The 9,437-nt window shown below is 74.0% G+C and carries 11 protein-coding genes; all 11 read right to left on the reverse strand.

Annotated features, from left to right (window positions below; genetic code table 11):
- Positions 1-164: 164 nt before the first annotated feature.
- Complete coding sequence (locus AB0K34_RS44860) at positions 165-959, reverse strand: hypothetical protein (RefSeq protein ID WP_138640849.1); 795 nt, start codon at positions 957-959, stop codon at positions 165-167.
- A 69-nt stretch (positions 960-1,028) separates the two neighbouring features.
- Positions 1,029-1,766 (reverse strand): VIT1/CCC1 transporter family protein, encoded by a 738-nt coding sequence (locus AB0K34_RS44865; protein WP_240808467.1) that lies wholly within the window; start codon positions 1,764-1,766, stop codon positions 1,029-1,031.
- Positions 1,767-1,772: 6 nt separating this feature from the next.
- On the reverse strand, positions 1,773-3,005 hold the full coding sequence (gene lgt, locus AB0K34_RS44870) for a prolipoprotein diacylglyceryl transferase (RefSeq protein ID WP_138640850.1): 1,233 nt from the start codon (positions 3,003-3,005) through the stop codon (positions 1,773-1,775).
- A gap of 90 nt (positions 3,006-3,095) precedes the next feature.
- Complete coding sequence (locus AB0K34_RS44875) at positions 3,096-3,902, reverse strand: thioredoxin domain-containing protein (RefSeq protein WP_138640851.1); 807 nt, start codon at positions 3,900-3,902, stop codon at positions 3,096-3,098.
- Positions 3,903-4,000: 98 nt separating this feature from the next.
- On the reverse strand, positions 4,001-4,777 hold the full coding sequence (locus tag AB0K34_RS44880) for a thioredoxin domain-containing protein (protein WP_138640852.1): 777 nt from the start codon (positions 4,775-4,777) through the stop codon (positions 4,001-4,003).
- Between the two features lie 59 nt (positions 4,778-4,836).
- Positions 4,837-5,325, reverse strand: coding sequence for a vitamin K epoxide reductase family protein (locus AB0K34_RS44885; RefSeq protein WP_364554620.1), 489 nt, complete (start codon positions 5,323-5,325; stop codon positions 4,837-4,839).
- A 172-nt stretch (positions 5,326-5,497) separates the two neighbouring features.
- Positions 5,498-6,310: a tryptophan synthase subunit alpha gene (gene trpA, locus AB0K34_RS44890; protein WP_364554622.1), complete on the reverse strand. Its 813-nt coding sequence runs from the start codon at positions 6,308-6,310 to the stop codon at positions 5,498-5,500.
- Positions 6,307-7,542 carry a tryptophan synthase subunit beta gene (gene trpB, locus AB0K34_RS44895; RefSeq protein ID WP_138640855.1) on the reverse strand — a complete coding sequence of 412 codons (1,236 nt, stop codon included), beginning with the start codon at positions 7,540-7,542 and terminating at the stop codon, positions 6,307-6,309. Before trpB ends, trpA begins: the two co-directional genes overlap by 4 nt.
- A gap of 130 nt (positions 7,543-7,672) precedes the next feature.
- On the reverse strand, positions 7,673-8,479 hold the full coding sequence (trpC, locus tag AB0K34_RS44900; protein ID WP_138640856.1) for an indole-3-glycerol phosphate synthase TrpC: 807 nt from the start codon (positions 8,477-8,479) through the stop codon (positions 7,673-7,675).
- A gap of 135 nt (positions 8,480-8,614) precedes the next feature.
- The gene (locus AB0K34_RS44905) at positions 8,615-9,088 is read right to left on the reverse strand and encodes a DUF2752 domain-containing protein (protein WP_240808440.1); all 474 of its coding nucleotides are present in this window, start codon (positions 9,086-9,088) and stop codon (positions 8,615-8,617) included.
- A 63-nt stretch (positions 9,089-9,151) separates the two neighbouring features.
- Positions 9,152-9,437, reverse strand: a 286-nt coding sequence (locus AB0K34_RS44910; RefSeq protein WP_364554625.1) for a winged helix-turn-helix domain-containing protein, incomplete at its 5' end; no start/stop codon positions are given.

Here is a 9,437-nt window from a genome sequence, read left to right on the forward strand (position 1 = left end):
CTCTGCGCGACCGTCTGGGTGATGGACGACAGGCTCGGGTCGCTGGGCATCCCTGCTGCCGGCTCACCGGCGCTCGGCCGCGGCCGCCGCGGCGGGGTTCATCGGGGTCCACGAGCGCGCAGACTACTGCCCGCCGGCCGGTGACACGCCCGCGCGCGGGCCGGTCACTGCCCGGACCTTCCGCCGGAGGCCAGGTCGAGCCGCCCGTAGAGGAAGTCGGCGGCGTTCTCGATGACCAGGCTCACATCGATCATCTCGTTGAGCGAGGCGGGCTGCGCGCCGCCGGCCCGCTGCACCCAGGTGAGCACGGCGTAGTGGCCGTAGGTCTTGGCGTAGGCGGCGCTGAACCCGGACCCGAACGCGGGGACGCCCTCCGCCTTCAGCGGCGCGATCCAGCCGGCGCCGGTCGCCGGGTCGAGGTCGCGCAGGATCTGCTTGACGCCGTCCTCGTTCTCCATGTTCAGCACGACGAACTGGCCGACGTGCTTCTTGTCGGCGCTCACGTAGGCGGCGCGGGCGAGCTGGGTGCAGCCGTGCTTGGCGAGGTCGGCCTGCAGCCGGGCGCCCCACGTGCCGTCCTTGCAGTCGGCCGACAGCTTGGAGGAGGCCAGCGCGAACGTGTACGCGCCGCTCTTGAGGGACTTGGCGCCGAACGCCTCGCCCTCGGTGACCGCCCGCTTGTCGGCGGCGCGGGACGCGATCTGGGTGAAGCCCTCGCCCAGGTAGTCCGGCGTGTAGGCGGTCGGCACCGAGGTCTTCGGCGCCTCCTCCTCGCCGCCGCCCCCGGTCAGCAGGACCACCGCCACCACGGCGACGATCACCGCGACCAGCGCGGCGGCGCCGCCGTAGAGCAGCTTCGGACTGGGGAGCTTGCGGCCGGGCTTGTCCTCCGGCCAGAAGTCCCGCCCGCCGCCCTGCTGGGCGGCCTCGGCGGAACCCGTGTCACGAGCCTCGATCACGCCCCGGAGCTTAGCGGTCCGGGCGGCCCCCGCGGGGCCAAAAGGGCTTTTCGTCCAGATTCCTTGGAACTACAGGCCGTTGGTCCCGATCACCGCGCCGACGGCGTAGGTGATGCCCGCCGCGGCGGCGCCGAACAGCAGCTGCCGGGTCCCGCCGAACCACCACGGCCGGGCGGTGATCCGGGACACCAGCGCCCCGGCCAGGAACAGGCCGAGGGCCGCGACGATCGCCGCCGGCCACAGCGAGGTGGCGCCCAGCAGGTACGGCAGCACCGGCAGGACCGCGCCGACCGCGAACGACAGGAACGACGAGCCCGCCGCCAGCAGCGGCGACGGCAGGTCGCCGGGGGTCACGCCGAGCTCCTCGCGGGTGTGCACCTGCAGCGCCTCGTCGGGGTCGCGGGACAGCTGCCGGGCGACCTCCGCGGCGGTCTCCGGGTCCACCCCGCGCGCCTCGAAGACCTCGGCCAGCTCGCGTTCCTCGGCGGCCGGGTGCCGGGCGAGCTCCAGCCGCTCGACCTCGATCTCCGCCTCCGCCAGCTCCGACTGGGAGGCGACGGAGATGTACTCCCCCGCCGCCATCGAGAACGCGCCCGCCGCCAGGCCGGCGAGGCCGGCCAGCAGCACGACCTTCTGGTCCACCCGGCCGCCCGCGACGCCCGCGATCAGCGCGAAGTTGGACACCAGGCCGTCCATCGCGCCGAACACCGCCGGCCGCAGCCAGCCCCCGGTCACATCGCGGTGCTGGTGGTGCCGCTCGGGCATCACCCCGCCCTTGCGGCCGGTCGTCTCCCCCGCGTCCGCCATCGCCCCCTACTTCCCGTCCCGGACGGGCTCTCCCTTCTCCGCCCCGGCGGACTCGGCGGCACCGTCGTCCTCATTGTCCGCGATCTCCCCCGCGGGCTCGGGGGCGGGGTCGGTCTCCGGGCCGGCCTCCGGTTCGGCGCCGGCGGCGCCCTCAGAGGTTTTCTCCGGCGCGTCCGAGGGGGCGTCGTCCTCGGAGTGCGCCTCCGATTCGCCCGTGGCCCCAGCGTCCTTCTCAGCGTCCTTCTCGGCGCCCTTGCCGGCGTCCTCGCCGGTCGCGGTCTCTGCCGCCGCTCCGGGCTCGGCCTTCGCCTCCGGCTCGGGCCCCTCGGCGGGCTCCGGCTCCTTCGTCGGTTCGGCCGCCGCCGGCTCTGGCTCGCCACCGGCCGCCGCGGGGACAGCGCCGACGTTCTCCGGGCCGGTGCGGCCGCGGGCCAGGTACAGGTAGGCGACCGCGCCGATGAACAGGACGATCGACGTCCAGTCGTTCAGCCGCAGGCCGAGGACGTGGTGGGCGTCGTCGATGCGCAGCGCCTCGATCCAGCCGCGCCCGACCGTGTACGCGGCGACGTACAGCGCGAACGCGCGGCCGTGCGTGAGCTTGTAGCGGCGGCCGGCCCAGATCACGAGGACCGCGACGCCGACGCACCACAGCGACTCGTACAGGAACGTCGGGTGGTAGGTCGCGACGTCGGCGTACTTGGGGTCGAGGGCGGGCCCCCCGTCCAGCATCGGCCGGTGGTTCTCGTCGATCTCCAGCGCCCAGAAGGCGTCCAGCGGACGGCCGTACAGCTCCTGGTTCCAGTAGTTGCCCCAGCGGCCGATCGCCTGCGCCAGCGCGATGCCGGGCGCCACCGCGTCGGCGAGCGCCAGCGCCGAGATCCCGCGCCGCCGGCAGCCGATGACCGCGCCGACCGCGCCGAGCGCGACGGCGCCCCAGATGCCGAGGCCGCCCTTCCAGATCTCCAGCGCCCGGACGGGGTCGCCGTCCTCCCCGAAGTACCGCTGGTAGTCGGTGATCACGTGGTAGAGCCGGCCGCCGACCAGGCCGAACGGCACCGCCCACACGGCCACGTCGACGATCACGCCGGGGGTGCCGCCCTTGGCGGCCCAGCGCCGCTCGCCCAGCCAGACCGCGGCGACGATGCCAAGGATGATCATGAGGGCGTAGGCGCGGATCGGGACTGGCCCGAGCTCCCAGACGCCCTGTGAGGGACTCGGGATGGAGGCGAGCTGGTGCATGACCGTTGAACCTACCTCCTTCCGGGCGCGCCGTGCGCCCTCTCCGCCGCGCTCCGCGCGACCCGCGCCGTCACCGCGGTGCTCCCGCCGTCACGACGCGGACGTTCCGCTCGACGGCGCGCCGCCCGGGGCGGGCGCGCTGCCGGCCGCCTTCGCGACGGCCTTCCGCAGCTCGTCGGGCGAGCCGAGGACGGCGTCGGCGACCTTCTTGCCGTTCAGCGCCAGGTACGGGGTGGCGTCGACGCCCGACCTCCCCGCCAGGGCGCTGGCCTGGTTCACGGTCTTCATCTGCTGCTCGCCGTTGACGCAGGCGGCGAAGGACGGGTCGCTCACCCCGACGTCGGCGGCCCAGGCGATGAGCTCCTTCGGCAGGAACCCGGTCGTGCCCTCCTGGGGCTGCTCGGCGTAGAGCCTGTCGTGGTACTTCACCCAGTGGTCGGCGGGCATGCAGGCGGCGGCGTTCGCGGCCCGCCGCGAGTTGCCCATCAGCGGTTCCTGCTGGAACAGCTGGAACGGCCGGTACACCACCTTCAGCCTGCCCTCCGCGGCGAGCTGCTTCATCGTCCCGCCGAGCCGCGCCTCCATCCCCTTGCACGCGGGGCACTGGAAGTCCTCCCAGACGTCGAGGACGGGCGCGTTCGCCCCCGGGTCCGCCATCGCGACCGAGCCGTCCTGCTGCCGGGTCGCGGGGGCGAGCGCGCCCTTGTAGTCGTTGATCGTGGGCCCGCCCCCGTCCCGGGACATGACCACGACCACCACGACCACCGCGACCGCCGCCACCGCGACGGCCCCGAGGACGACCACCAGCGCGCGCCGCCGCCGTCCCCGGGCCGCCGCCCGTGCCCGCTCCTCCGCGAGGCGCCGCCGCGCGGACCCCCCGCTGCCCTGCTCGCTCATCGATCCCCCGATCGCCACTCTGCGTGCTCTTGGCAGTCACGAGCGTAGCGGCGGGGGCGGCGGGCGTCCTCAGGAAGCGCCGTGCGGGCCGGGAGAGGTCACTTCCCGGCGCTGCCTGCGGCGTCGATCACGGCGCGCAGCCCGGCGGGGTTCATGACCTGGGCGGTGTCGAGCTTCTGGCCGTTCAGGAAGACCGTCGGCGTGCCGTCGACGCCGCGGTCCTGCAGGGCGTACTTGGTCATCGCGTCGACCGTGCTCTTCTTCTGCTCGTCCCGGACGCACTTCTCGAAGTTCGGGTCGGTGACGCCGACGTCCTTGCCCCACTTCACGAGGTCGTCGGGCGAGAAGCCCTTGGAGCCCTCGGCGGGCTGGAACTTGAAGAGCGCGTCATGGTAGGAGATCCACTTGTCGGCCGGGACGCACAGCGCCGCCTCGGCCGAGCGCAGCGAGTTGATCCGGACGGGGTCCTTCTGCTGCCCGAACAGGTGGAACGGCCGGTAGACGACCTTGACCTTGCCCTCCAGCGCGAGCTGCTGGACGGTCTTGCCGGTCGCCTCCTCGAACTGCTTGCAGATCGGGCACTGGAAGTCCTCGAAGATCTCCAGCTCGGGCTTGGTCACCCCGGCCTTGGCCATCACGATGGACCCGTCGGCCTGCCGGCTGACGGGCGCGAGGGGGCCCTGGTGCGCCTCGGCGCGGCCGTTCTTGTTCTTCTGGTCGATGACCAGGACGGCGGCGACCACGATCAACGCCACCGCCACCACCGATCCGAGGACGATGGCGAGCAGCCGCCGCTGCTTCTCCCGCGCCGCCTGCCGCTTGCGCTCGGCGGCCAGGCGCTCCCTCGCGGACCGCTCTCGTGCGGCCTTGCTCATTGGTTCTCCTATGCGTGCGGACCCGGCGCCGCCGTCGGTGCGGCGCGGTAACGGCGAGATTAGTCGACTTGACCGATCCGTCGGAATTCGTCGGCCAGGACGAGGAGGAACAGCAGGACCGTGACGACGTGGACCCCGGTGCACCAGAGGCAGATCTTGTGCAGGACCACCAGTTCGATGGTGACGAGGTACACGACCATCAGCACGCCGACGGAGACGCCCGCCACCCGGCCCCAGCGCAGCGGCGCCCACGTCGAGCGCAGCGCCCAGGGGGTCAGCAGCGCGGCGAACCCGACGAAGAAGGCGAGGCCCAGCAGCGGCATCGGGATGCCGAGCAGGGTGGAGTACTCGCTCGTGGTGACCGCGTGGCAGTCGATCGTCGAGGACGCCGAGCAGACCAGCGCGCCCTCGTCGTAGTGGGTGATCGTCAGGTAGACGGAGATCCCGAGGCCGCCGAGCGTCAGCAGCCAGGCCGCGACCTGGAACCACGCGGGGGGCGGCGGCGACGCCGCCTCGGCCCGGCCCTTCGCCGTCATCTCTTGCGTCATCGTGATCCTTCCGGGACCGCCTCCTCCGGCGATCACACCCTACGGGAGCGCGGCGCCACCACAAGCATGAACTCGGCGGTGGTGCCGCCGAGTTCCCGGGGACCGGCGGGACCCGCGCGGATACGGCTTTTCCGCCGTCCGCACGGGCACCGCCGGCATGTCCGGAACGTGCTCAGCGGCCGGCGCGGACGCCCGCCGCGAGCTCCTCGGTCAGCGACCGGACCCCGGCCAGCCCGGAGGCGAGGTCGGGGGCGTCCAGGATGCGGCGGCTGAACGCCGACCCGACGATCACCCCGTCGGCGAACGCGGCGACCTCGGCGGCCTGCGCACCGGTGCCGACGCCGAGCCCGAGCCCGACCGGCAGCCCGGTCCCGCTCTTGTCGATGGCGGCCCGGGTGCGCTCGACCAGCCGCGGGGCGCCGGTGTCCACGGCCGAGCGGGCACCGGTGACGCCCATCAGCGACGCCGCGTACACGAAGCCGCGGGACGCCGCCGTGACCGTCTCGATGCGCTCGTCGGTGGAGCTGAGCGCGACGAGGAACACCCGGTCGAGGCCGTGCGCGTCCGACGCCTCCAGCCACTCGCCGCCCTCCTCGGGCGTGAGGTCGGGGGTGATCAGCCCGGCCCCGCCGGCGGAGGCGAGGTCGCGCGCGAACCGGTCGACGCCGTAGTGGTCGACGGGGTTCCAGTAGGTCATGACCAGCACCGGGACGCCGGTCGCGGCGACGGCCTCGACGGTGGCGAACACGTCGGCGATGCGGACGCCGCCGACGAGGGCCCGGTGGACGGCGTCCTGGATGGTGGGGCCGTCCATCACCGGGTCGCTGTAGGGCAGCCCGATCTCGATGGCGTCGCAGCCGGCGTCGACCATGGTCTTCATGGTCTCGATGGCGCCGTCGCGGGTGGGGAACCCGGCGGGCAGGTACCCGACGAGCGCGGCGCGCCCCTCGGCGCCGGCCTTCTCGTAGGCGGTCCGGACGCTCACTGGCCCTCCCCCTCGGGCATCAGGCCGAAGAAGGAGGCGGCCGTGTGCATGTCCTTGTCGCCGCGGCCGGACAGGCAGACCACGATCACGGCGTCCGGGCCGAGCTCCCTGCCGACCTTGAGCGCGCCGGCGAGCGCGTGCGCGGACTCGATCGCCGGGATGATGCCCTCGGTGCGGCACAGCAGCGCGAACGCGTCCATCGCCTCCGCGTCGGTGATCTCCCGGTACTCGGCGCGTCCGGTGTCGTGCAGCCACGAGTGCTCGGGGCCGACGCCGGGGTAGTCGAGGCCGGCGGAGATCGAGTGGGTCTCCAGGGTCTGGCCGTCGTCGTCCTGCAGCAGGTAGGTCCGCATGCCGTGGATGATGCCGAGCGAGCCGCCGACGAGGGTCGCGGCGTGCTTGCCGGACGCGACGCCGTCGCCGCCCGCCTCGAACCCGTACAGCCGGACCGACGCGTCCGGGACGAAGGCGTGGAAGGTGCCGATCGCGTTGGAGCCGCCGCCGACGCAGGCGACGACCGCGTCCGGCAGGGCGCCGGTCAGGTCGATGCACTGCTGCCGGGCCTCGACGCCGATGACGCGCTGGAAGTCGCGGACCATCATCGGGAACGGGTGCGGGCCCATCACGGAGCCGATGCAGTAGTGGGTGTCGTCGACGGTGGCGACCCAGTCGCGGAACGCCTCGTTGCAGGCGTCCTTGAGGGTGCGGCTGCCGGTCCTCACCGGGACGACCTCGGCGCCGAGCATCCGCATCCGGGCGACGTTGAGGGCCTGCCGCTCGGTGTCGACCTCGCCCATGTAGACGGTGCAGGTGAGGCCGAGGAGCGCCGCGGCGGTCGCGGTGGCGACGCCGTGCTGCCCGGCGCCGGTCTCGGCGATGATCCGCGACTTGCCCATCCGGCGGGTGAGCAGCGCCTGGCCGAGCACATTGTTGATCTTGTGCGAGCCGGTGTGGTTGAGGTCCTCGCGCTTGAGCAGCACGCGGGCGCCGCCCGCCTCCGCCGAGAAGCGCTTCGCCTCGGTCAGCAGGCTGGGACGCCCCGCGTAGTTCGCGAGGAGGTCGTCGAGTTCGCCGGTGAAGGCCGGGTCGCGCTTGGCGGCCTCGAACTCGCGGGTCAGCTCGTCCAGCGCCGCCATCAGCGCCTCGGGGGCGAACCGGCCGCCGAAGCGGCCGAAGTGGCCCGTGGCGTCGGGTACGGCTTCAGCACCGCGCGCGGCGGTGTCCATGGTCATGGGTAAACGGTCCTGTCGTGGAGAAGTGGCCGATGGGGTCAGCGGATGCTCGACTGGCCCCGCCATCGCTCCCGGAGCGGTTCGACCTGCATGCCCTCACCCTATCCAGTCGGCCCGGCGCGCGGGCCGCTCAGCCGCTCTGCCGCAGCGCCGGGTGGGCGCCGGCGGCGACCAGGTCGGCGACGGCGGCGCGCGGGTCGCGGCCGATGACGAGGCTCTCCCCCACCAGCACGGCGTCGGCGCCGCTGGAGGCGTAGGCGAGCAGGTCGTGCGGGCCCCGCACCCCCGACTCGGCGATCTTCACGACGTCCTTGGGCAGGGTGGGCGCGACGCGGGCGAACACGCCGCGGTCGACCTTGAGGGTGCGCAGGTCGCGGGCGTTCACGCCGACGACCTTGGCCCCGGCCTCCACGGCGCGGGCGGCCTCCTCCTCGGTGTGCGCCTCGACGAGCGGGAGCAGCCCGATGGACTCGGCCCGCTCGATCAGCGAGACGAGGGCGTCCTGCGGCAGCGCGGCGACGATCAGCAGCGCCATGTCGGCGCCCGCGGCGCGCGCCTCCCACAGCTGGTAGGAGGTGACGATGAAGTCCTTGCGCAGGACGGAGACGTCGACGTTGGCGCGCACGTCGGCGAGGTCGGCGAGGCTGCCGCCGAACCGGCGCCGCTCGGTCAGCACGCTGATCACCTTGGCGCCGCCGGCCTCGTAGTCGCGGGCGAGCGCGGCGGGGTCGGCGATCGCGGCGAGCGCGCCCTTGGACGGGCTGCTGCGCTTGACCTCGGCGATGACCGAGACGCCCGGGCCGCGCAGCGCGGCGAGCGCGTCGCGCGGGGCCGGGGCTGCGGCCGCCTTCTCCTTGACGGCGTCGAGCGGGACCTCGCGCTGCCTGTCGGCGAGATCGGCCCGGACGCCCTCGATGATCTCGTCCAAAACGCTCAAGGTCGCAGGCCCCCTATTTCAGGTCGTTCCGTGCACCGATCGTAGCCGCCCCCGCCGGGGCGCCCCCCACCCGGGCGGCCCGCCGCCGCCTCCGGCCGCCCTCCCGGGGGCCGGGACGCGCCCGCCCCGCGCAGGTCAGGGCGCCAGCGCCGCGGCGAACGGCAGGTTCCGGACGACCCAGTAGACGATCAGCAGCCCGACGAACGCGTACACCACCGGCGGCGTGAACAGGACGGTCCGCATCGGCAGCCCGCGCGCGGTCTGGACCGTCCAGCGCGCGAAGAGGTAGCCGAAGACGGGCAGCAGCGCGAACAGCAGCGGGTTGAGGCCGAACGCGGTGCCCACGTCCCCGTGCGTGAGCGCGTAGACGAGGCGCGTGGCGCCGCAGCCGGGGCAGTAGTACCCGGTCATCGCCAGGAACGGGCAGCCCGGATAGTGCCCGGCCTCGTTGGGGTCGCCGCGCAGCGCCACGATCAGGGCGCCGGCGGTGACGCCGGCGAGGACCGCCGCCTGCGGCAGGAGCGCCCTGAGCCGCCCCGGGCCCGGCTCATGCGGTGCGGGCCCGTACGGGTGCGCGTGCTCCTGCGAAGGGACGGGTGCGCGAGTCACATCGCCCACGATAGGCGACGCCCTGCGAGCGGCCGCGGCGCCGCCCCGGGGGCGTGCCGGGCGTCAGCCGTCCAGGACGTAGCCGACGCCGCGGACGGTCCGGATGGGGCTGTCCTCGCCGAGTTTGGCGCGGAGCTGGGCGACGTGGACGTCCACGGTGCGGCTCCCGGCGCCGGCGCCCGGCCCCCACGCGGCGTCCAGGAGCTGCTCGCGGGTGAAGACGCGGCCGGGGTTGGCCATCAGGAACTCGAGGAGGTCGAACTCGGTGACGGTGAGCGCGACGCGGCGGCCGCCGGCGACGGCGGCCCGGCCGGGCCGGTCGAGGGCGACCGAGCCGGCCCGCAGCGGG

The organism is Actinomadura sp. NPDC049382 (assembly GCF_040677125.1).
Classification (GTDB): Bacteria; Actinomycetota; Actinomycetes; order Streptosporangiales; family Streptosporangiaceae; genus Spirillospora; species Spirillospora geliboluensis.

Excerpts from the sequence above, each read along its gene's own strand:
- lgt (WP_138640850.1), bottom strand. The coding sequence starts at position 3,005 with ATGCACCAGCTCGCCTCCATCCCGAGTCCCTCACAGGGCGTCTGGGAG.
- AB0K34_RS44875 (WP_138640851.1), bottom strand. The coding sequence starts at position 3,902 with ATGAGCGAGCAGGGCAGCGGGGGGTCCGCGCGGCGGCGCCTCGCGGAG.
- AB0K34_RS44880 (WP_138640852.1), bottom strand. The coding sequence starts at position 4,777 with ATGAGCAAGGCCGCACGAGAGCGGTCCGCGAGGGAGCGCCTGGCCGCC.
- AB0K34_RS44885 (WP_364554620.1), bottom strand. The coding sequence starts at position 5,325 with ATGACGCAAGAGATGACGGCGAAGGGCCGGGCCGAGGCGGCGTCGCCG.
- AB0K34_RS44865 (WP_240808467.1), bottom strand. The coding sequence starts at position 1,766 with ATGGCGGACGCGGGGGAGACGACCGGCCGCAAGGGCGGGGTGATGCCC.
- trpB (WP_138640855.1), bottom strand. The coding sequence starts at position 7,542 with ATGACCATGGACACCGCCGCGCGCGGTGCTGAAGCCGTACCCGACGCC.